General features: G+C 57.8%; 16 protein-coding genes and 1 pseudogene. 5 read left to right on the top strand and 12 right to left on the bottom strand.

The features are described from left to right. Positions 1–64: 64 nt before the first annotated feature. Both DWA01_RS11105 and DWA01_RS11100 read right to left on the bottom strand, forming a co-directional pair. Entirely contained in the window at positions 65–1,090 is a 1,026-nt protein-coding gene (locus tag DWA01_RS11105) for a TRAP transporter substrate-binding protein (protein WP_114285907.1), read from the bottom strand. A gap of 52 nt (positions 1,091–1,142) precedes the next feature. Beyond that, the gene (locus DWA01_RS11100) at positions 1,143–1,667 is read right to left on the bottom strand and encodes a gluconokinase (RefSeq protein WP_114285906.1); all 525 of its coding nucleotides are present in this window, start codon (positions 1,665–1,667) and stop codon (positions 1,143–1,145) included. Positions 1,668–1,775: 108 nt separating this feature from the next. Here DWA01_RS11100 and gntR point away from each other — a divergent pair, with 108 nt between their 5' ends. After that, complete coding sequence (gene gntR / locus DWA01_RS11095) at positions 1,776–2,792, top strand: HTH-type transcriptional regulator GntR (protein ID WP_114285905.1); 1,017 nt, start codon at positions 1,776–1,778, stop codon at positions 2,790–2,792. Between the two features lie 176 nt (positions 2,793–2,968). Here gntR and DWA01_RS23575 read toward each other — a convergent pair. Further along, positions 2,969–3,881 (bottom strand): annotated as a pseudogene (locus DWA01_RS23575) (IS30 family transposase); the annotation flags it as partial. A 564-nt stretch (positions 3,882–4,445) separates the two neighbouring features. Between DWA01_RS23575 and DWA01_RS11090 the strand changes: the two are divergent. After that, positions 4,446–6,269: an ABC transporter ATP-binding protein gene (locus DWA01_RS11090; RefSeq protein WP_114285904.1), complete on the top strand. Its 1,824-nt coding sequence runs from the start codon at positions 4,446–4,448 to the stop codon at positions 6,267–6,269. 713 nt (positions 6,270–6,982) lie between these two features. On the opposite strand, the gene DWA01_RS11085 is transcribed toward DWA01_RS11090, so the two are convergent. The 8 genes from DWA01_RS11085 to pdxR all read right to left on the bottom strand — a co-directional run bounded on the left by DWA01_RS11085 (position 6,983) and on the right by pdxR (position 17,306). Then, positions 6,983–7,999: a YeiH family protein gene (locus DWA01_RS11085; protein WP_114285903.1), complete on the bottom strand. Its 1,017-nt coding sequence runs from the start codon at positions 7,997–7,999 to the stop codon at positions 6,983–6,985. 308 nt (positions 8,000–8,307) lie between these two features. Next, a complete protein-coding gene (aptA, locus tag DWA01_RS11080) occupies positions 8,308–9,621 on the bottom strand; it encodes an omega-aminotransferase AptA (protein WP_114285902.1) in 1,314 nt (437 codons plus the stop codon). Between the two features lie 57 nt (positions 9,622–9,678). Then, entirely contained in the window at positions 9,679–11,181 is a 1,503-nt protein-coding gene (locus DWA01_RS11075) for a CoA-acylating methylmalonate-semialdehyde dehydrogenase (RefSeq protein ID WP_114285901.1), read from the bottom strand. Positions 11,182–11,238: 57 nt separating this feature from the next. Then, the gene (locus DWA01_RS11070) at positions 11,239–12,090 is read right to left on the bottom strand and encodes an ABC transporter permease (RefSeq protein ID WP_114285939.1); all 852 of its coding nucleotides are present in this window, start codon (positions 12,088–12,090) and stop codon (positions 11,239–11,241) included. Between the two features lie 5 nt (positions 12,091–12,095). Continuing rightward, on the bottom strand, positions 12,096–13,334 hold the full coding sequence (locus DWA01_RS11065; protein ID WP_114285938.1) for an ABC transporter permease: 1,239 nt from the start codon (positions 13,332–13,334) through the stop codon (positions 12,096–12,098). A gap of 73 nt (positions 13,335–13,407) precedes the next feature. Further along, positions 13,408–14,466 (bottom strand): ABC transporter substrate-binding protein, encoded by a 1,059-nt coding sequence (locus DWA01_RS11060; protein WP_114285900.1) that lies wholly within the window; start codon positions 14,464–14,466, stop codon positions 13,408–13,410. A 71-nt stretch (positions 14,467–14,537) separates the two neighbouring features. Beyond that, positions 14,538–15,632: an ABC transporter ATP-binding protein gene (locus DWA01_RS11055; protein WP_114285899.1), complete on the bottom strand. Its 1,095-nt coding sequence runs from the start codon at positions 15,630–15,632 to the stop codon at positions 14,538–14,540. A 162-nt stretch (positions 15,633–15,794) separates the two neighbouring features. Next, the gene (gene pdxR, locus DWA01_RS11050; RefSeq protein ID WP_160116016.1) at positions 15,795–17,306 is read right to left on the bottom strand and encodes a MocR-like pyridoxine biosynthesis transcription factor PdxR; all 1,512 of its coding nucleotides are present in this window, start codon (positions 17,304–17,306) and stop codon (positions 15,795–15,797) included. Positions 17,307–18,147: 841 nt separating this feature from the next. Here pdxR and DWA01_RS11045 point away from each other — a divergent pair. The 3 genes from DWA01_RS11045 (at position 18,148) to nirK (ending at position 20,941) form a co-directional block, all read left to right on the top strand. After that, the gene (locus DWA01_RS11045) at positions 18,148–19,257 is read left to right on the top strand and encodes a multicopper oxidase domain-containing protein (RefSeq protein WP_114285897.1); all 1,110 of its coding nucleotides are present in this window, start codon (positions 18,148–18,150) and stop codon (positions 19,255–19,257) included. Positions 19,258–19,285: 28 nt separating this feature from the next. Continuing rightward, positions 19,286–19,786, top strand: coding sequence for a plastocyanin/azurin family copper-binding protein (locus DWA01_RS11040; protein ID WP_114285896.1), 501 nt, complete (start codon positions 19,286–19,288; stop codon positions 19,784–19,786). Between the two features lie 66 nt (positions 19,787–19,852). Continuing rightward, the gene (gene nirK / locus DWA01_RS11035; RefSeq protein ID WP_114285895.1) at positions 19,853–20,941 is read left to right on the top strand and encodes a copper-containing nitrite reductase; all 1,089 of its coding nucleotides are present in this window, start codon (positions 19,853–19,855) and stop codon (positions 20,939–20,941) included. Positions 20,942–21,010: 69 nt separating this feature from the next. Here nirK and DWA01_RS11030 read toward each other — a convergent pair whose 3' ends face one another. Then, entirely contained in the window at positions 21,011–21,445 is a 435-nt protein-coding gene (locus DWA01_RS11030) for an RrF2 family transcriptional regulator (protein ID WP_200832558.1), read from the bottom strand. Between the last annotated feature and the right edge of the window lie 442 nt (positions 21,446–21,887).

Below are 21,887 nucleotides of genomic sequence, written 5' to 3'. Positions count from 1 at the left end.
GTCGTAGAAAGGTCAGCCAGGTGATGACACCAGGCTGACCCAGCAGTTTATCCCGTTGCAGGGTTTATTCAGAGGTCATGCCCTGGTCACGCAGGTAAGTTGTCAGCGTGTCATAGACTTTCTGAGCATTTTCGGACCGGCTGGCAACGGAGGCCCACTGACCTGTGGCGATGGTACGGAAACGGTTCCGTTCTGCTGCCGACCAGTTGGAAACCGTGATATCCGGGTTGGCGTTCGCTTCTGCCACCGCTTTGAGATCCTTTGCTGCCAGTTGCGCAATCATATTGTTGGCGAAATCACGCACAGACAGTTCCAGAATGGCCTGGATGTCGGCGGGCATTTTTTCCCATGTGTCTTTGTTCATCGACACTTCAACCAATGGCATCGAGTGGAAACCCGGATAGACCGGGTACCTGGCGACATCGTGCAGCCCTTGTGCCTGGTTGGTCGAAAACACCGTGTAGTCAGCGGCGTCGATCACGCCCTTGTCCAGCGAAGTGAAGACTTCTGAACCAGGCAGGTTCACAGGCACGGCACCAGCAGCGGCGAATACTTGCTGAACCAGTCCCTCAGGCGCGCGCATTTTCAACCCCTTCAGGTCGTCAACGCCATTTAGTGGCTTGTTGGATACGAATGCCTCCAGACCAGGTGTTGTAGCGCCAATAAAGTGCAGCCCATAAGGTTCAACCAGATTTTCCATCAACTCGTTACCGCCACCATCGCGCATGAATGCAAGCATCTCATACGGCGAAGACCAGGCACCAACCGGGTTCGCGATCAAGCTGAAAGCAGCGTCTTTGCCCGAGAAGTAGGACGTATCTGTGATGTGACCGTCAATGATCCCTGCGGCGACCGCGTCCTGTGTCTCAGTGTGCTGAACGATCGAGTTCACCGGCAGCATTTCGATGGTAACACGACCACCGGTCAGGTTTTCAACACTTGCAGCCCATTCGCTTTGCAATACAAAGTTTGGATTGCCTGCTGGATCAGAGGACTGAAAGCGCAAGGCAAAATCCTGCGCCATAGCTGCGCTTGAAAGGCCAAGCGCGATGGCTGTTGAAACCACGAATGTTGTCAGTTTAAAAGTCATTTGGTTCTCCCTGTGTGTTGTCTTCATTGGTAATTTAGTATGGGTGTCAGCATCAGGTGCTGAATTTCTCGAGTATTGTTTTCACCACCCGGTCGTTGACCTGTTCTGGTGTTCCCGCCACATCAATGACGATTGAATTTTCATCGGATGCTGGCAATTCCAGAGTCGCGATCTGGCTGTCGAGCAGAGCTGGCGACATGTAATGGTCCTTGCGGGCCTGCAGTCTTTTTGCGATCAGATCCCTGTCGCCGACGAGGCAGATAAAAGACGTATTGTGGACGTGGGCGCGGATCAGGTCGCGATAGTTGCGCTTGAGTGCTGAGCAGGCGACAACAACCGGGCCGTGCTTGCGCACCGTTTCGACCGCTGTCGACAGACCTGTCAGCCAGGGTTTGCGCATTTCATCAGACAGTGGCACGCCGTCCCGCATCGCAGTGACGTTTTCAGCCGGGTGATAGTCATCCGCCTCAATATAGCTTGCGCCCAGCCGCAAAGCGATATGACGACTGACCGAGGTTTTCCCGACACCGCAGACCCCCATCACCAGCAATGCCCGATGTTCGCATGTCGTTTGCATTCAGATCTCCTCCTGCCAATACCTTAAATGATTGCGCAATCATTTGTCAATTTGCAATTCATTTTGCGGTGAAACCATGCTAAGCAGTAGTAAATAAAGGATATGTGTATGAAAAAGCCAACTTTGGTAGATGTAGGGCAAGAAGCTGGTGTTAGCGCAATCACGGTATCACGCGCGTTGCGGCAACCCGAGAAAGTATCTGATTCGATGCGTGCCAAAGTGAATGCAGCCGTGAAGAAGCTCGGATATGTGCCCGATGTGGCAGCAGCCGCGCTGGCATCCAAACGATCCAACATCATTGGAATGGTTGTACCCTCCTTCTCCAACAACGTTTTTGCCGATGTGCTGGCGGGGGCCTATGACGCAATCGAAGGAACCGGCTTCACCATCCAGATCGGTAACGTCAACTACAGCGCTCTCACCGAAGAAACTCTGTTGCCCAACTTGCTGAATCTCAGGCCGGTCGGATTGATTGTCGCCGGGGTAGACCAGACCCGACGTTCAAAAGAGCTGCTGAAAATGGCCGCATGCCCGGTGGTTCAGGTTATGGATACCGACAGTGATCCGCTGGACATGATAGTCGGATTCTCCCACTCCGACGCAGCGGCGACTGCAGTCGGGCACATGATCGATATGGGTTTTCGTCGTATCGGGTTTCTAGGGGCCCGGATGGATCCCCGGTCCCAGAAACGGATGGCGGGATACCGCTACGCACTGGAACAGCGCGGGTTGTTTGATCCAGCGTTGCAAGTCACCACGCAATCCTCCTCCAGCGTTTCGGTTGGCGGCCACCTGCTTGCCGACCTGCTTGCCATTGCGCCGGACTGCGATGCAATATTTTGCAACAATGACGACATTGCTGTCGGCGCGGCATTTGAGTGCCAAAGACGTAATCTTGCCATACCGCGTGATATGGGGATTTGCGGTTTCAACGATCTCGGAACAGCTGCAGAAATGCATCCGCGCCTGAGTTCGGTGTTCACGCCGCGTTTTGAAATTGGCCGACGCGCGGTGGAAATGGCAGTCCGGGCGATAAACGGCCCTTTGCCAGCAGAAGACAGGATTGTCGATCTGGGTGTCGAGCTCCGGGTACGTGCCTCGACCAATTTGGCGAACGTTAGCTGATTTGACGATCATGCCGCCAGGAGCAGCATGTGCTCAGCCATGAGGCACCCAAGCAGATTCATATGTCAGTTTTACTGCGCTTTACGCCCCTCGGTGCACGGCGCAGAATCATACCCTGTCGGCTCAAAGCGGAAGTTTGCTGCGCTTCGTCTGAACGGCCGGTTTGGGCGGCGGTCTCAACTGATCGACGCAAGACATGCGTTGAAACGCTCTGCGGGAGTTTCGTATCCCAGCGTTTTTCGAGGTCGCTCGTTGAGTTGTCTGGCGACGGCACTCAGCTTTGCCTGGCAATGTATCGATAAATCCGCGCCTTTTGGAAAGTACTGTCGCAGCAGCCGTTGGTGTTTTCGTTTGCGCCGCGTTGCCACGCATTGCCCGGCAGGCGATTGCCTTAGCAATCTGCCGGGAAGGGGCTGTAAGGTTCGCACGGGAAGACATCGATATCCGTCGCCAAGTTAAAGCTATTGTGCCCTGCCATCTCCTATCCGCGCTCCCAGGTCAGTGAGCGATACAGCTCTTTCGGCAACTTGCGTGACTGTTTGTTCAACGCCTGAATGACGCTGTGGCTGTCTTTGTCGCCTGCCTTGGCCAGCATCACGTAGCGCCAATGCCGCTCGACGAGAATGGCAATGAAGCTGTTGCCAGAGCCCGCAATCAAGTCGTCGTCCTGTCAGCTGGCAGGTGATGCATGCATCACCGAGAGGCCAGCGCCTTGGCACGGCCCGATCTTCGACCTCTGCTGGTCGGTCACGGATCGATACCGCGTCGTAAACCGGCCCGGGCCGATGCGCTTCAAGGTGGCGTGGCGAGACCGGCGAATGGATCGGGTGGCACGCAGATGCGCAAGCAATTCGTTCTTAAGTACGTCACGTGTCTGGATAAACAAGCTTCGGCAGATCGTCTCCCTCTCGGCAGGTTGTTTCACAATCGCCTGACGGGCAGCGCATGTGCGACCCGTTTACGTTCCTCATTGGGATGTTCGCGCATCAGCCAGCCTGCGATTTGTTGCGGGGACCATTTACGCGTCAGCCTGGCTGATATCGCGCGGCAGAGACAGGTATTGCCTTCCAACCTGCAGGGCTTTGACCGTCGCTGCTGGCGTCACTAACGACCGCAATGGGCCGTTTGCGTCCATGAGCTTCAAAACTCCCAATCTGCTGTCCGTCCCCGTCCGCCCTGTTTTAAAGACAGGATTCGGGTGCAGTCCTTGCCGACTTTCTCCCATTCAGTGGTAATGGCCTGACGGCGCAACTCACTTCCAAATGTGCTGGGCAGACGCGGGAAGGCCTCTGCTGCCTCTGTGAGGGCTGGGATACGCGCAATCAAAATCCGGTGGCGGAGCGAGGATACGTTCCAGCGCGGCGGGGCTGTCGTCGCCAAACACTTGATGCATCGACGCAACAAAGCGGGCCGTTTTGAGATCGAGGTTTCTGTGGTTATTTTCGTGGCGACGCGATTTTTGTGTTGCAGCTTCTTCCGGCGGCCTGACAGGTCACAAAGAAAGAGGTACCTTGTAGCGGACGAATCACGATGGAGAATTGTTGATGATGTACTTCGGGCCCCTGAACCAGCGCTGACAGCCGGTCCTGAAGGGTGGCGTCGCGCCACTTACGTTATTCATCACATTTTTTACCTTGCCCGGTGGAGGGCATCATGTTTCGTAAGTTTGAAAATCTCGTCAATCCGTTTGCTCACGTCGCTTCCGATACGCCGCCGGCGACGCTGTGGGCCTACATCAACACTCAACTCAGACCGTTTCGCCCCTGGTTGCCGTGGATGGCGCTGACCGGATTTATCGTCGCGATTATGGAAAGCGGGCTGATTTTTTACTCAGGTCGGATCATTGACCTGATGGCAGAGGCCGGGCCGGCGGAATTCTGGGCTGAACACCGGGCCGAGGTCATGCTGGTGGCACTTTTCATTCTGCTGCTGCGGCCGCTGATAATCACCTTCAATCATCTGTTTCTGGAACAGACCCTGGCATCGAACATGCAGGAACAGGCCAGGTGGAGGGCGCATAAACACCTGTTGGGGCAATCGTCCAGTTTCTTTCAGAACGATTTTGCCGGGCGGCTGTCCAACCGCGTTATGCAGATGGGCCCGGCAGTCGAAGACAGTATTTATATGGCATTTGAAGGCATCTGGTTCGGGGCCACCTACGTGGTTGGCGCGATCCTGATCCTCAGCCAGATCGACATCCGGCTCGGTCTGCCGCTGGCGATCTGGCTGGTGGTTTACATTCTCTACGTACGGCGCATCGCCGTACGTGTTGCTTCGGCGTCCGAGAAATGGTCCGACGCGCGTTCGCTTGTGACCGGACGGGTCGTGGATGCCTACAGCAATATCGAGACTGTAAAACTGTTCGCGCATGGCGCGCGGGAAGAAGCATATGCGCTGTCGGCCATGCGCCGTTTGCGACTGCGTTTTCAGCGGTTTTTGCGGTTGATGACCGAGTTGGCTTTCGGGTTGAACGCCATCAACGGCTTTTTGATGGTCGGCGTGGTCGGCCCGGCAATCTGGCTGTGGATGCAGGGCATCGTCAGCATTGGCGAGGTTGCGGCGACCACAGCGCTGACAATCCGCCTGAACGGGATGAGCGGCTGGATCATGTGGGTGACAATCCGTTTGTTCGAACATGCCGGCGTGATCCGCGAGGGGCTGCGCTCTATTGCGAAACCGCAGGACGTCGTGGACAAACCCTGGGCCGCCCCCTTGGTGGTGCGGAGCGCCGAAATCAGGATCGAAGGGCTGACCCACCATTACGGCAAAGACCGGGGTGGTCTGGACGCAATCAATCTGACCATCCCCAGCGGTCAGCGTGTCGGGCTGATCGGGCGTTCAGGCGCTGGCAAGTCCAGCCTGGTCAATCTGTTGCTGCGGTTCCGCGATGCCGAAGGAGGGCGCATTCTGATTGACGGGCAGTCTGTGGCGGATGTCACTCAGGACAGCCTGCGCAGCCAGATTGGCATGGTCACGCAGGACAATTCTTTGCTGCACAGATCGGTGCGGGCGAACATCCTCTACGGCAACCCAGATGCCACCGAGGATCAGTTGATTGCCTCAGCCAGGCGGGCGGAGGCGCATGAATTCATCCTGGATCTTGAGGACCCGGAAGGGCGGCGCGGCTATGATGCAAAGGTTGGTGAGCGTGGCGTCAAGCTGTCTGGCGGGCAGCGCCAGAGGATCGCGATTGCGCGCGTGATTCTGAAAGATGCGCCGATCCTGATCCTGGACGAGGCAACATCCGCGCTGGACAGTGAGGTCGAAAGCGCGATCCAGAAGACACTTTATGGCGTGATGGAGGGCAAAACGGTCATCGCTATCGCCCACCGCCTGTCGACCATTGCGCAGATGGACCGGATCGTTGTGCTGGATCAGGGGCAAATTGTTGAGGACGGCACGCACAAGGAATTACTTGCCAGGGAGGGCATTTATGCGAACTTGTGGACACGGCAGTCAGGTGGGTTCCTGGGGTAGAAATGGCACGAGCGCGATCGTGTGGATGGAAGCGTTCGTCATCCTGCCAATTGGAATTCCTCGTGTTTGAGGAGGCTGTGTTGGGAAACGTGAGCGCAGCGGGCCGCGCGGTCACGCAGCCTGTGCGGATGACCCGTGCATCGGAACGTTCTTGATATTTATTCACCTGTATTGCCCCTGTTAATGGGAACGCCTTGCGCCCTACGCGCCGCTATCGGGTCAATAATGGATTGGAAATAGTAGCAGAGAGGCGGTTATAGGATTGAGAATACAAGGTTAGGGTCGCGTTCGCTTATGTCGCTTCCATTGCTCACTGTAAACATGCTGCTGGCTACACCATCGATCAATCTTTCATGTCGTAGCGCTGCGCTATCAAGCCTAGGTGTACGGCTGCTGTGAGCTTAAAGCTGCCCTATTGCTGCTGCGCAACAATTAACACAAAGGGCGGAAAATGGGCTTTCGCTTTACGTACGCAATGGAAGTTAGCTTTGCAAAAAAGCGGACCCGGCCAGGTCCTTGGTAAATGAGCAGGCAGCCATCAGAGAATTTTGATATTCACAGCGAACGTTTTCGCCAAGTTATCTTTGCCGATGCAATGCTTGGCCGAGTGGGGTGAAAAATGTTTCCTCAGAGGTTCCGAAGCCGTTTTGCATGCCGCTGAAACAGCATGTGTATTGCCATCTGCATCGCCGGAACAACCGATTCCACGTGCCCTACACAATATACCGGAGGCCAATGATCATGATGACAGCGATAAAAGCGGTCTCTGTGACGAGCAGTGCAATGGCCGGGCCGCCGACTCTGACCACCTCCCGCAGGGATGTTTTTAAGCCGACCCCCGCGATGGCCGTCAGCAGCGCCCATCTGGACAGGCTGGCGGAGGCATCGACAACGGCCTGGGGGAACAGACTGAAGGAACTGAGCGCCACCAGCGCAACAAAGGCCAGCACGAATCCAGGCATGATCGGCGGCCGGGATCCGGCATTTTTGTCAGCGGCGCCGATAGTACGAATGATCACCGATGCCACCAGCACGACCGGGGCGAGCATCGCCACCCGGATCAGTTTCACCACTGTCGCAATTTCTCCGGTCTGCTCGGAAATCGAAAACCCGGCACCGACAACCTGAGCAACATCATGAATCGCGGCGCCGAGGAAAATCCCCGCCGTTTCATCATTAAACCCCAGCGTGCTGGCCAGCACGGGATAGAGTATCATCGCAATCGTCGACATCAGCGTGACCCCGACCACGGTGAAGACCAGCCGCTGCTCGGTATGCTCATCGCGCGGCAGGATCGCAGAGATCGCCATCGCGGCCGAGGCGCCGCAAATGGCCACGGAGCCCGCCGACAGAAATGCAAAGCGCGGCCCGTGGCCGAAAAACCGGGCAACCAGCAGGCCAAATCCGATCGTCAGGCACAGGCTGGCCACCACGAGAAGGATCACTTTCGGGCCCAGATCAGCCGCCATGCTAAAGCTGATCCGCATGCCCAGCAGCGCGACGCCAAACCGCAGGATGGTGCGGGCGGAAAACCCGATACCGGCAGCACAGCGGCCTTCGTCAGACAGAAAATTCAACGCGATGCCGAACAACAGCGCCATCAGCATGGAAGGGGCACCGTACTGGTCGGCGATAAACTGACCGGCGAGCGCGATAAGCGCCGCGACAAGAAAGCCCGGGAAGACAGATTGCGCGCTTTCGGGCAGGCGGGAAAGGGAAAGTGTGGTCATCAGAAAGGTCCATTATTGACGGCACAAAAACCAGAACATCTGGCGGGGTTTCGCGCGTCTGACTATTGTTTTTTACTGCGCTGATCAGCGTCAGCAGCTAATCTTGTCGCGCAATGGCGCCGCACTGCCCCGGATGTTTGCGTGTAAAATTCCGGATGCGGTCCGCAAATCCAGACCCGCCCTTGTCCGACGCTGGGAGTATTGGATCCGCGAGCGGGCAGAAGGGCGCGCCTGTCTGGTTCTCCGGAATAACGGCGTGCGTCCGGATGTGTAGTTCCGCGCCGCTGGGGAAAGCGGCGCGGTCAGGATCAGGCAAGGGCAGTGAGAACACGCCGCAGCGTTGCCATGATCTGATCGATTTGTTCTTTGTTGACGATCAGCGGCGGCGACAAGGCGATGATGTCACCGGTGATGCGGATCATAACCCCCTCATTATAGGCCAGCTGAACCGCTTCCGATCCACGGGCGCCCGGGGCACCTTCACGTGGGGCCAGTTCAACCGCACCCACAAGGCCGAGATTGCGGATATCGACCACATGCGGGCAGTCGCGCAGCTGATGGATCGCCTCTTCCCAATAGGGGGCGAGCGCCGTCACATTCTCATACATCCCGTCTTCTTCATAAGCGTCGAGCGCCGCCAGAGCCGCCGCAGCCGCGATGGGATGACCGGAATAGGTGTAGCCGTGGAACAGTTCAATCGGCGTATCCGCCTCCTGCAGCATAGTGTCGTGGATCTCGTTCTTCACCACCACGGCCCCCATCGGGATGACTCCGCTGGTCAGCCCTTTGGCGGTGGTGATGATGTCTGGCGTCACGCCGAAATACTCGGCTGCAGTTGCGGTGCCAAGGCGGCCAAACGCGGTGATCACCTCGTCAAAGATCAAAACGATTCCGTGGCGGTCGCAGATTTCGCGCAGCCGCTGCAAATAACCTTTGGGCGGCAACAGCACCCCGGCGGAGCCGGACATCGGCTCGACAATCACGGCGGCGATGGTCGAGGCGTCGTGCAGCGCCACCAGCCGTTCCAGATCATCGGCCAGTTCGGCGCCATGCTCGGGGCAGCCTTTGGAAAACACGTTGCGCTCCGGATCATGGGTGTGGCGCAGGTGGTCGACACCTGTCAGCATTGAGCCGAACCGCATCCGGTTGCGCACCATGCCGCCGACCGAAATGCCGCCAAAGCCGGTGCCGTGATAGCCACGTTCGCGGCCAATCAGCCGGGTGCGTGTGCCCTCGCCGCGGGCGGCCTGATAGGCCAGCGCAATTTTAAGCGCACTGTCGACAGATTCTGAGCCGGAATTGGTATAAAAGACATGGTCCATGCCTTCGGGAAACTGTGCCGCCAGCCGGTTGGAGAGTTCAAAGGCTTTGGGATGGCCAAAATTGAAACAGGGGGCGAAGTCGAGCTCTTCCACCTGGCTCTGCACCGCCTTGCGGATTTTTGGATGATTGTGGCCTGCGTTCACGCACCAAAGGCCGGCCGTGGCGTCAAGAATGTCGCGGCCGTCGTCACTCTGGTAATGCATGCGATCGGCGGAGACCAGCATGCGCGGCGCCGCCTTGAAGGCACGGTTCGCGGTAAAGGGCATCCAGAATTGTTCAAGAGAATTGGGGCGTGTCATAGGGTCACTCACAAATTTGGGTGGGGGCGGCACAGGTAGCGCCGCCCCGATGGCAGATCAGACGTCCTTACCGCCAGTGAAATTGAACTCGGCGCCGGTGCGGATGCCAGAGGGCCAGCGTGTCGTCATCGTTTTGAGACGGGTGTAGAAGCGCACACCTTCCATGCCGTGGATGGAGTGATCGCCAAACAGGGACCGCTTCCAGCCGCCGAAGGAGTGATAGGCCACCGGGACCGGGATCGGCACGTTGATGCCGACCATGCCGATGCGCACCCGCGCCCAGAAATCACGTGCCGCATCACCGTCGCGGGTGAAAATGGCGGTGCCGTTGCCGTATTCATGGCTGTTGATCATCTTAACGGCTTCGTCATAGCTTTCCGTGCGCACGACTGAGAGAACCGGACCGAAAATTTCGTCCGTGTAGATCGACATATCGGTGGTCACGCCGTCAAACAGACAGCCGCCAACAAAATAGCCGCCCTCATGGCCCGGCAGTTCGATATCACGCCCGTCCACAATCAGCTCAGCGCCCTTGTCGATACCCTGCTGGATATAGTCATGGATCTTGTCATAGCTCTGTTGGGAGATGACCGGTCCAAGCTCAGAAGACGGGTCGGTGTAGGGGGCAACTTTAAGCGCACGGATGCGGGGTTCAAGCGCAGCAACCAGCCGGTCGGCGGTGTCCTTGCCCACGGGCACAGCAACCGAAATCGCCATGCAGCGTTCGCCAGCCGAGCCGTAGGAAGAGCCGATCAGCGCATCAACCACCTGATCCATATCCGCATCCGGCATGATCAGCATGTGGTTTTTGGCGCCGCAAAGTGCCTGCACGCGTTTGCCATTGGCAGTGCCGCGCGAATAGATGTAATGGCCGATCGCAGTGGAGCCAACAAAGCTGACAGCTTCAACGACCGGGTTGTCGAGCAGCGCGTCCACCGCTTCTTTGTCCCCATTCACGACGTTGAACACACCCGCTGGCAGACCGGCTTCAGCCAGCAGTTCAGCGATGCGCATCACAACGCTGGGGGTTTTCTCGGATGGTTTCAGGATGAACGTATTGCCGCAGGCGATGGCCACAGGGTACATCCACAACGGCACCATGGCCGGGAAGTTGAACGGTGTGATACCGGCAACAACACCCACAGGCTGGCGCACCGAGAAACAGTCAACATTTCTGGCAACGGCCTCAGAGTATTCACCTTTGATCAGCTGCGGAATGCCACAGGCAAATTCCACCACTTCGATACCGCGGGCGATTTCACCCTTAGCGTCAGGCAGGGTCTTGCCATGCTCAGCCGACAGCAGTGCCGCCAGTTCGTCCATGTGTTTCTTCAGCAGGTCGCGGAAGTTGAACAGCACCATGGCGCGTTTCGCAGGTGGGGTCGCGGACCAGCCTGGCAGCGCGTCGGCTGCGGTCTGAACCACCGCATCAACGTCGGCTTTTGAGGCCAGCGTGACCATACCAAGAACACCGCCGGTTGCCGGGTTGATGATGTCCGAGACGCGGCTGGTGGTGCCAGGCCAGGATTCATTAGACACAAAGTGACCGATAGAGTTCATTGAACTTCTCCATTCGATTAAGATTAGTGGGGGGGAGCGGGGCCGCAGCCCCGCTGGTCAGAAGGCCGTGCCGCGCAGGCGTTCAGACCGGCGCCGCAGGATTTCAAGCGCCACCAGCAGCGAGACCGATATCAGGATCAGCAACGTCGCGACGGCAAGGATTGTCGGGTTGATCTGTTCGCGCAGTCCCGAGAACATCTGGCGCGGGATCGTGCGCTGTTCGGGGCCGGCAAGAAACAGCACCACCACCACCTCGTCAAAGGAGGTAACGAAGGCGAACAGCCCGCCCGATATCACCCCTGGCCGGATCAGCGGGATGACAACGTCCCAGAACACTTTGAGCGGCGAGGCGCCCATGCTGATGCCGGCGTTGTACAGCGAGCGGTCAAATCCACTCAGTGTCGCGGTCACGGTGATGATCACGAAGGGCATGCCAAGGGCAGCGTGCGCGATGACCAGGCCGGTAAAGCTGCCGACGAGATTAAAACGCGAGTAGAAGAAGAACATGCCGGCGGCGACGATGATCAGGGGCACAATCATCGGTGACAGCAGCAGTGCGGTGATAAGCCGCTTGAATGGCATCACCGGCGACGAAAGCCCGACAGCCGCGATGGTGCCCAGAATGGTCGAGAGCGTTGCCGCCATGGTGCCGATCAGAAAGCTGTTCCTGATCGACAGCAGCCACTTCTGATCGCTAAAGATCGCGGCGTACCAGCGGGTCGAATAGGCCTCCGGGTCGAGCGCGATCATGCCTTCCGTGAAGGAAAAATAGGGCTCAGCATTGAACGACAGCGGCACGATGATGAGGATTGGCAACATCAGGAAAGCGAGCACCGTGAAGGCGGTCCACTTCAGCGCGTAATGGCCGAAGATATGCCAGAAGGTGAAATAAGCAGGCAGGTGTTTCATGGTCATTATCCCAGCTTAATGTTGCTTGCGCCGACGAAGCGGTCATAGACCCAGTACAGCACCAGAATGATCGCCAGCAGCAGGGAGCCGAGCGCGGCTGCGAGTTCCCAGTTGTTGGACTGCTGCATATGGAAGGCGATGATGTTCGAGATCATCTGGCCATCCGTGCCCCCGACCAGTGCCGGCGTGATGTAATATCCGACCGAAATGATGAACACGAGCAGCGCGCCGGCACTCAGCCCCGGCAGGGTCATCGGCAGGTAGATTTTCAGGAAAGCGGGGATCGGCCTGTCGCCCATCGACATCGCCGCACGCATGTAGCTCGGATCGATGCCCTTCATCACGCTGTAGAGCGGCAGGATCATGAACGGCAACAGAATATGTGTCATCGCCAGAACCGTCGAAAACTGGGTGTAGAGCATGTCAAAGGGAGAGCTGGTCACCCCGATACCCATCAGGAAAGAGTTTACTACCCCATTGGTCTGCAAAAGCGCGATCCAGGCGGTGGTGCGCACCAGAAGCGAGGTCCAGAACGGCAGCAGCACGAAGACCATCAGCATATTCGCAGTTTTTGTCGGTGCATTGGCCAGGTAATAGGCCAGCGGATAACCCGCGATGAAGGTCAGTATTGTGATGATGAACGCGACACGCAGGGTCTTGGTGTAGAGCGTGACATAGATCTTTGCGCCGTCGCGCGCCTGAATGCCGCCCGCTTCGGATGCTTCAAGATCCAGTGCGGTCAGGTAGTAATTCGGCGTGTAAACCGAGCCGGTTTTGGCCATGGCCTTCCAGATTTCAGGATCGCCCCAGCGCGCATTGGCCTGCAGCAGCAGCGCGCGCCCCTGTTGCTGCAGGTCGGCATCTTCAACACGACGCATGCGGCGCGCGGTGGATTTGATGACGCTGGAGCTGCCGGGGAATACACGGTTGACCTGTTCCGCCAGCTTGCCGGAGCTGCGCTCGTTCGCCAGACGTTTGAGGTCTGCAGCGAAAACGGCCTGAGCGGCGTCGGAGGGCAATGCGTTCCCGTCCCACTCCGCAAGTTGTTCAAGCGTTTCTGGGATCAGGTTTGCAACGGTCGGGTTGTAAAAACTGCGCACCAGCATCGTTGCGATCGGTGCCACAAAAGCGAAAAGGAGAAACAGCAGCAGCGGCGCGACGAACAGAAAGGCGCTGAGTTTGCGGCGGCGCAACTCGCGGCGGGCGAGAACGACGTCGGCGGCGGAGAGTGTATTGTCTGTCATGTCAGCCATCCGGTTGGATATTTCTTGGTGGTCGCGCGCTGCCAAAGCAGCGCACGACCTGGGGTGGGTGAGATCACTTCAGCAGCCATTCGTTGAACCGCTCGCCCAGCGATTCGCCGTAATCTGCCCAGAAGATACCGTCGGCTTTCAGGCCTTCGTCGATATGCGCGGTCGGCAGGTCGTTGTTGACTGAGGGATCGACATAAGGCGCTGAGGAGATGCGGGTCGGGCCGTAGGCCACGTCTGCCATGCCTGACAACGGCTTGGAGCCGGTCGCGTAGGAAATGAACTCCAGCGCCGTTTCTTTCTCGGGGCTGCCGGCAACGACGGCCCAGACATCGAGATCATAGACATTGCTGTCCCAGACGATCTCGAAGGGTTTGTTGTCGTCTTTCATCGCCGAGAAGATGCGTCCGTTGGCAGACTGAACCATCACCGCGCCGCCATCATTCAGCAGCTGTGGTGCCTGGCTCCAGCTGTCAAACCAAACGATGTCGTCCTTGATCGTGTCCAGCTTGGCCAGCGCGCGGGCCTGACCGGCGTCGGTCGCGAGCACCTCATAGACCTCATCCCGCGCCACGCCATCAGCGATCAGCGCCCACTCCAGGTTCACCTGCGGCCGTTTGCGCAGCGCGCGTTTGCCAGGGAAGTTCCCGGTGTCGAAGAAATCAGCAATGGTGGAAGGCTGTGGGCCGTCGGCAGCGCCATTATAGGCGTAGACGATTGACCAGACGATCACTCCGACGCCGCATTCGCTGGCCAGCGCGTCCGGGATAAAGTCATCTTTGGCCGCGACGCCGTCATCACCGGCCGGCAGCATATCCTGAGGAATAACTTCAAGCAGACCTTCGGAACAGGCGCGTTCAAGATCAATCACTTCGATGTCGACCACGTCCCACAGGATGTTGCCAGCCTCGACCTGCGCTTTGATCTCGGCAATGCCGCCGGAATAGTCTTCGAACAGAATATTAGTGCCGGATTCCGCGACATAAGGGTCGATCATGTGGGTTTTCTGGGCCGCGCCATACGCGCCGCCAAACGACACAACGGTCAGGCTTTCGGCTTGTGCCTGCCCCAGTGACGCCATCAGCAGCGCAGCGGTTCCAGCAAGCAGTTTGGATGTGGTCTTCATAGTAGTCCTCCGGTTGGTTTATGGATCTGCACCGGGTCTGCCGCCCGGTTTAAACAGATTTATTGCGTCGTTCAGGTCGGGAACGCGATGCAATCTTTGGTAAGCCAGACAAGCGTACCTTCGTCGCCTTCTTTGAAGTCAGGCGCGGCCAGGTCATTGAGAACCTTGATGTTAATCTCAGTTCCGTTGGCAAATTTGAAGTAGTAGCGGATGAAGTCGCCGACGTAATAATGGGTCACGTGTTCGGCTTTGACCTCATTGTCATAGGCATGGCTGGTGGGCTGGATGAACAGCTTTTCCGGGCGCACCGAAATCACGCAATCGCCGCCTTCGCGCAGCCCTTCAGACGCAACAGCCGTGATCGTTGCCCCTCCGGACACTGCGACCGTTGCCTGATCCTGTGCGATCTTTACAACCTTGCCCGGGATGAAATTGTTCTCGCCGATGAAATCCGCCACGAAAGCGTTCGCTGGCCGCTCATACAGCTCTGCCGGGGCGGCGCATTGCTGCACGACACCGTCATTGAACACCGCGATCCGTGAAGACATCGAAAGCGCTTCGGTCTGGTCATGGGTCACGTAGATCACCGTAAAACCAAGTTTTTGGTGCAGGCGGGTGATTTCGTATTGCATCTGTTCGCGCAGCTTTTTGTCCAGCGCGCCAAGCGGCTCATCCATCAGGATCAGCGTGGGTTCAAAAATCAGCGCCCGTGCCAGGGCCACCCTCTGGCGTTGGCCACCCGACAGCTGACCGGGATAGCGGCCGCCAAAATCGCCCATTTCGATCAGGTTCAGGTATTCGTTCACCCGCTCCTTCACATCTGCTTTCGGCATTTTGCGGACCTGCAGCGGATAAGCGAGGTTCTCGGCGATGGTCATGTGTGGGAACAGCGCGTAGTTCTGAAACACCATGCCAATGTTGCGTTTGTAAGGCGCGGTCCTGGTCACCGACTGGCCCGCGATGCTGATATCGCCGCCAGTGACGCCTTCAAACCCTGCCAGCATCATCAGAACGGTACTTTTGCCGGAACCGGACGGGCCAAGCAGGGTGATGAATTCGCCTTTTTCAACATCGAGGCTGAAATCTTTCACGACCAGTGATTTCTGGTCGTAGCTTTTCTTTACGTTGTTAAACTTCAGAAACACTTCGCTTGTGTCTGATGGCATTCCGGTGATCTCCCCATCACAGCGCTGGCATTGCCCAGCTGTGGCCGCTTACCGGCCCGTTTTGCCGGGCGCTTTGCGGCGTGTATTTGTTCTGCTGCCCTTGAGTAGCGGCAGAAGATACAGGGGGTACAGACACAGATCTTCTGGAAGTATAGGTACAGATCAGAGCGCGTCGATCACCTTGCGCAAGATCGACAGACCAGGTTCAATCCGGTCTGCATGCACGGCGGAAAATCCGACCCGGAAGCTGAAATGTTCGGTTTTTGTGGCGAAAAAACAGGGCGCTACGGATTCCACGACCACACCTTCAATGAGTGCGTTTTGCACCACGTCTGCGGCGGGCCATCGCTTTGCCGGATCGCTCAGCATAAAGCTTGTGCCCCCGACCTCACCCTGGATACCGAAGTCGGAAAAATCGCTTTGAAGGATTTGGTTGGCGATTGTCCAGCGCCGCTCATAGGCGCCGTGAAGACGCGAACACAGCGCATCATAATGGCCGAATCGAAGGAACAATGCCGCCGCGTGTTGCAGGACCAGAGGCGGGTGGCGGATCATCATGCCCCGCAGCGCGCGCAGTTCGGTCACCAGATCCGGAGGCGCGACCAGAAACCCCAGTCTCAGCCCGGGCGCCAGGCTTTTTGACAAGCTGCTGATATAGACCACGCGGCCTGTCCGGTTCGACTGGTAGAGCGGCAAGGGAGGATTGACGCGGAAATCGACGTCACTCTCGTAATCGTCTTCGATGATCAGGAAGTCTTGTTTTTCGGCGACCTCCAGCAGGCTGGCGCGACGTGCAGCTGACAGCGAAACCGTGGTCGGGAATTGCCGGTTCGGCGTCAGATAGACCAGATCGCAGCCCTCCAGGCGGTCATCGACGATGAGCCCTTCATCATCCACAGGGATAAACCGCACTTCGTCGAACAACTGCTCAAAGATATTTCGCGCGTCCGGGTAGCCGGGGTCCTCCATTGCAACGACCCGGCCAGGGCCGCGCAACAGCGATGCGATCAGATAGAGGGCCTGCTGCGCCCCCACCGTGACCAGCACGTTTTCACTGTCGGCGGTGATGCCGCGCCGGGGCAAAAGCCGGTGGCAGATCTGATCAAGCAGCTCCTGTGAGTCCCAATACTGGTTGTCGCCGGACCAGATGCCGAGATCACGCCGGTTCATCGCCATCCGGGTGCATTCCCGCCACTCAGAGATCGGAAAACGCTGGATGTCGATCTGGTTGCAGACGAAGGGATATTCATAATCCTGCCAGTTGGGCGGCCGCAGGATGTAACTGTTTTTCGACGGCAACCGGTGCGGTGTGATGCGCGCGACAAAGTTGGCCTGTGGGGGCGCCCCCGTTTGAACAGGATCGGCAACCCGTTGATGTGGAATGCGCAGGTCGTCACATATAAAATAGCCTGATCTGGCGCGTGCTTCGATCAGATTGTCGTCACAGAGTCTGGAGTAGGCGCCAAGCACAGTGTTGATCGAGACCTTCAACTCGCCAGCCAGTTTCCGGCAGGACGGCAGCCGCGTTCCGGACCTGAGCGCCCCACCCGAAATCAGCCTGGAAATCTCGGACTGCACCTGATCGCGCAGCCCCACATCCAGGCTGCGATCGAGTTCTATAAGCTGTGCGGCGAGGTTGGCGGGAGAGGTGGGCTTTGTGCCGGAATCAGTCATGCGCTCTAGTGTCTGGCTTTTTACGCCATATGCAAGGGGTGCCAATTTCTCAGGAAAACAAGGTGGAATCGGACCGGACAGGGCCCGCACACGAGCGTCTCGTTCCATGTGGGCGCCTGGGCACAACGACATTGAACGGCGCGAAACGCCTTGGTTAGAGACTACTTTCAACAATCGTTGAGGCTGGCGCGGCGTGGGGTTTTTGCATGCGAGCCTGTGCCTGCCCGCCAGGTGACCGAAGGCGCGTTTTCCGAAAGGCTTCGCACTGCGGTAAAGCATTCTGTCTGTCATAATCCGTGCGATGAATTTTACAGCCTGGGCCATCGAAACAATGTGACCATCAAGAGCAGGCTTACGCACTGGAACGGTGCGGGATGGTGCCGTCATTGCGGATCTGTTGCGCCAGATCCACGTCTCTGCTGCGGCGGGACCACATGCGGGAAACACGCTGCGTTTGCGTCTCAGAAGTTGATCGCTGCGGCAGCGGTCTGCGCCCGAGTCCCCTTGCCCTGCGGACGGGCCATCGCTCAGATGGACGTCCACGAGCGCGTTTGATGCGCAAAACCCTGACCCGTCAGAGCCAGTAAAATGACCGGCGCCCGTTGACCATCCTGAGGTGAGTTTGCCTCTCAGCACAATTCCCTCGCAACTCTGACAAATGAAACGATTGGCTCCGTCCAGGCTGCAGGTGCCCGGCAAATATCGTGAATACAGCGCAACTTCAAAACTGGTATTGACAATGCTACTTTGAAGTAGCATCTAAAATGCATCTTCGGAATCAACCCTGACAGAGGGCCAGAAAATTCCGCGGAATACGTGATCTGCATGAAGGAAATGGTCAATGGAACACTCAGCTATCTCACGTCGCAACCTGGTAAAGCTTGCGGGTCTGGGCGCAGTTGCATCGACAACAGCGGCCCTGGCGGGCGGCACGCTGGCGCAGGAGCAGACCGCCGCCGCAGAAACACCAGTGGACCCCGGCGAGGCCACAACCCATAAATTTGACATGACAATCGAAGAGACCCGCCTGAGCGTGGCGCGGGGTTTTGACACCAATGTCTGGGCCTATAACGGTCAGGTCCCCGGCCCGCTGATCCGGGTGCGCCAGGGCGATACCATTGAAGCCAATGTCACCAACAATACCACCGGCACCCATACAATCCACTGGCACGGCATCCACCAGAAAGGGACCTGGCGCAATGACGGCGCCCCGGGGATCAATGGGCTGGCGATTGATTCAGGCGGCGCCAACGAGACGTATCGCTTCACTGCGAACCGTCCGGGCAGCCTTTGGTATCACTGCCATGTGGAAGTGCCCAACCATGTTGGCGTGCGCGGCATGTGGGGACCGTTGATTGTCGATCCGATTGATCCGTTGCCGATCGAGAAAGAAGTGACCAAAGACGCGATCCTGATGTTCTCGGGATGGAACAGCGAAGTTGCCGATGACTTTTTCGCCAAGGAAGACCCCACCGGCGGGCTGAATTATTTTTCGATCAACGGCAAGTCCTTCCCCTACAACCAGCCGATCCGCGTGCGCGAGGGCGACGTGCTGCGGTTGCGGCTTTTTGCGGCCAGCGTGCCGGTGTCCTTCCACCTTCATGGCCACGATATGCTGGTGACCCACCGCGACGGGCTGCCTGTGCCGGCGCCTTATTATGCTGATACCGTACATGTGGCGATGGGGCAGCGGGTCGATGTGATTGTGCGCATGGACAATCCCGGGCGCTGGCCGGCGCATGACCATGATGACGGTCACCTCAGCAACAATGGCAATGCGCCGGGTGGCCTGTTCACCGTGGTTGAGTATGAGGAAGTCGGCCGCGACGACCCCTGGTATCTCTGGGCCCGCAAAAAATATGACCCCGATTTCTACTTCGTTGACAGCATGAAACGCGGTCACGGACTTATCACCCAGTCGGGCTTCAGAGCCGCGAGACTGGAAAAATAACAGCCCCTCCCACGAAAGAAGACCTGAAATGAAACTTCGTAATAAATTGCCCGTACCGGCGCTGGTGGCGCTGCAACTGTCTCTGAGCCCGCTGGCGCTGAGCGTGAGCGGCATGGCCTATGCCCAGGTAATTGTACCGTTTGAAGTCCGCGCGCTGGACCGCGGCACCGATGGTGCGGCCAAAGTGTTTGAACCGGCGGTGATCCGGATCCAGCCGGGTGAGACCGTGGATTTTGTGGCCTGGGATTTTGGCCATGACCTGATTGCGGTCGACGGGTTGCTGCCTGCCGGTGCGCCCGGGTTCAAGGGCTATAAAAACGCCGATACTTCGGTGAGTTTTGACAGCGAAGGTGTCTATGTCTACCAATGCGCCGCCCATAAAGCGGTGGGCATGGTTGGCCTCGTTGTTGTCGGCGACCCGAAGGTGAATCTTGATGCGGTCCTGGCCAGCTATCAGGGCAACATGGCGCTGTCTGAACCGGGTATCGCCCGCGTCGGCGCGCTGCTGGACGCACTCAAATCTGAGTAGGCCCCGCGTCTTCCCATCCTCAATTCTGAACACCCACTCACTGAGAAACACTCAAGGAGACATCCGATGTCTGACTCAAATACGTTTACCACCAACCGGCGCAAATTTGTTCAAATGGCCGGGCTCGGGCTTGCGGCCTCCGGCGCAACGGCGCTGGCCAGCACGGCCAAAGCACATGCGGCGGTGCCAAAGCCGCCCGTGGTTGAGGGCAGTTTTGCCGGCGCAACCATCACTCCGGACCTGGTTGTGGCCGACCCTACGGTGCTGCCGGCCCCGGTGACCTGGAACAGCCCGCGCACCCACAACATCGAACTGGTGTCCAAACGGGTGGTGTCGGAAATCCTGCCCGGCGTGACCCATTCCTTCATGACCTTCAACGGCCAGGTGCCGGCGCCGATGATCCGGGCGCGTCAGGGCGACACACTCAATATCACCGTCACCAACCCGGCGGAAAACGAGGCCTCACATTCGATCGATCTGCACGCTGTTTATGGCACCGGCGGTGGTGGCGCCTTTACCGAAGTCGCGCCCGGCGAATCCAAAAGCTTCAGCTTCAAAGCCCTGTTCCCCGGCGCTTTCATCTATCACTGCGGTGTCAGCAATATGGATGAGCACATCAGCCGCGGCATGTTCGGTATGATCGTGATCGAGCCCGAAGAAGGCCTGCCCGAGGTGGACCGTGAATTTTATCTGGGTCAGCACGAACTTTACACCAAAGAAGGCTTTGGCCAGCCGGGTGAGGCGACATTCAGCGGCCGCGACATGGCGGCAGAAAACCCCACCTATGTGATGTTCAACGGCGCCGTGGCCCCGTTTGTGGCCAGCCGTTTTGGCACTATGAAAGCCGAAGTTGGCGAAACCGTGCGCGTGTTCCTCGTCTCCGGCGGGCCGAACAAAACCTCCAGCTTCCACCCGGTGGGCAACATCTGGTCCCGCGCCTGGCCCCAGGGTGGCCTGGCCAATGCACCGCTGCAATATATCCAGACCTGGCCGGTGTCGCCGGGCTCCGCCTTTGTCGGTGATATGAAGCTGCCGGTTCCGGGCCTTGTGACCCTGGTCGATCACGCGCTGTCGCGGGTGACCGCCAAAGGTAACGCTGCTCAGATCGAAGTGATCGGCGATGAGCAGCCTGAGATCCTCGACACAGGCAAATAAAGCCCGCTGAGAAAACAAAGGCCGCCGGAGACACTCTGGCGGCCTTTTTGTTCGCCAACGCCAATGTGGTCAGAGCTCGGGCAGGTTCAGCATCCTGGCCAGGGCATTTTTCGGCCGCACCAGATCGGCCAGGGTATATTTGCCCAGCACATCCAAAAAGGCGTTCATCGCCTCGGCCAGCACGCCGGTCAGCACACAGTTCCCCACCAGCGGGCAAGTGGACAAACCGCATTCGAAACACTCAACGATCCTGAAATCGGGTTCTGATTTCTGGATGACTTTGCGCAATGAGATGTCTTCCGGTGCTCTGGCCAGCAATATGCCACCAGTTTTCCCGCGCGAGGTTTCCAACAGACCCTCGCGGGCCAGGTCCTGCACGATTTTCATCACATGGTTTCTGGAGATGCCGTAGCTCTCACAAATCCCCTTCATCGTCGCCTTTTCGCCATTCTTCAGGCTGACATACATCAGCACCCGCAACGTGTAATCAGTGTAGGTGGTCAAACGCAATTCCAGTGCCTCCGCAGCAACAAATGAACGATCCGGGAAATATAAGTAGCATACTCCATCCTTGTTCACAAAAACAATCTGTTCTGATCCCGGAGCAGCAAAAAAGGCGCGCACCCTGGCCCTGTCATATCTGAGGTGAAAATCATTCAAGAGGTGTTTTGCACGAGGCTATCACGCTGCCGCAAATAACACTCAGGGCTGAATCGGCCCATCGGGAAATGGCCACGGAGAAGAAGTCGCACTCATTGTAGATATTCACAGCTTCGCGAGACACCTGCAATTCAGTCCCGACATTAGGGGTCGGCAACGTGGAAGGTATCAGCGTGCTACGCCTCTCGATAATCGCTAAGCACTTTCGAATGATGCCGGATGTTTGCGCCTTACTCAGTCTGTTGCCAACGCAAACATGTGCGATACAAGCATCCATAAAATGTCC

The organism is Candidatus Halocynthiibacter alkanivorans (assembly GCF_003333265.1).
Lineage (GTDB): Bacteria > Pseudomonadota > Alphaproteobacteria > Rhodobacterales > Rhodobacteraceae > Halocyntiibacter_A > Halocyntiibacter_A alkanivorans.
This window is presented reverse-complemented; position numbering and strand designations above follow the sequence as displayed.